Genomic DNA, 1,153 nt, shown 5'->3' on the forward strand with positions numbered 1-1,153 from the left:
CTAGTGGATTGAATCCAACGTCTGGTGCCCTCGGCTTGCGGCTGCGATGATTTTGTCGGGGTCGGCTTTCCAGCGGAAGGGTTTGGGGTCGGTGTTGTGGTCGGCGAGGTATCGGTTGATGGCGGCCTGCAGATCGACGACGCCGACGAAGGCGCCGCGTCTGAGGCGTCGCTTGGTCAGCGCGGCGAAGAACCCCTCCACCGCGTTCAGCCATGAGGCGCTGGTCGGCGTGAAGTGGAAGGTGACGCGGGGATGACGGGAAAGCCAGGCGATCACCTTCGGGTGTTTGTGGGCTGCATAATTGTCGAGGATGACGTGGACGGCTTTCTTCGCCGGCACGGCTTTTTCGATGGCGTTGAGGAAGCGGATGAATTCCTGATGGCGATGGCGCTGCATGCACCGGCCGATCACCTTGCCCTCCAGCACGTCGAGAGCTGCAAAGAGGGTAGTGGTTCCGTGCCGCTTGTAATCGTGGGTCATGGTGCCGGCGCGGCCTTTCTTCATGGGCAATCCCGGCTGGGTGCGATCCAGCGCCTGGATTTGGCTCTTCTCGTCGATCGACAGGACCACGGCATGGGCCGGCGGGTCGACGTAGAGTCCAACGATGTCGCGCACCTTCGCCGCAAACTGCGGGTCGTTGGAGAGCTTGAAGGTTCGGATGCGGTGCGGCTGAAGCCCGTGCGAGCGCCAGACGCGCTGGACGTAGGAAAGGCTCACGCCTGCGGCCTTCGCCATCGCGCGGCCGGTCCAATGGGTCGTCTCGCCCGGCGGTTCGGCCAGCGTCAGGGCGACGATCCGTCCGGCCACTTCCGGCCCAAAGGGCTTGACGCGCGAGGGCCGGGTCTTGTCGCGCAGAAGGCCATCGACGCCTTCCTCGCAAAACCGCTCCTGCCAACGCCAGACCGCCGTCTTGCTCATCGCCGTGTTCTGCATGATCGCCATCGTGCCGAGCCCATCCGCTGTGGCCAGCACGATCCTGGCGCGCCAGACGTGCTTCTGAGGGCTGTTGCGGTCCGCAACAATGGCTTCCAGCCGGTCACGGTCCGCGGCGGTCACTGTGACAACGATCCCGGTGCGCATCCTCAAGACTCGCACGCAAAACCGCCGACGGGAATCCACATTCGGACTCGACCGTCACATTCATTCCACTAGC

At 64.1% G+C, this 1,153-nt stretch carries 1 protein-coding gene; it reads right to left on the reverse strand.

The window, feature by feature from the left end; all coding sequences use genetic code 11:
- Positions 1–1,080 carry an IS630 family transposase gene (locus tag NKJ55_RS35375; RefSeq protein ID WP_352453923.1) on the reverse strand — a complete coding sequence of 360 codons (1,080 nt, stop codon included), beginning with the start codon at positions 1,078–1,080 and terminating at the stop codon, positions 1–3.
- Between the last annotated feature and the right edge of the window lie 73 nt (positions 1,081–1,153).

Origin of the sequence: Mesorhizobium sp. M0106, assembly GCF_040322715.1 — a bacterium.
Classification (GTDB): Bacteria; Pseudomonadota; Alphaproteobacteria; order Rhizobiales; family Rhizobiaceae; genus Mesorhizobium.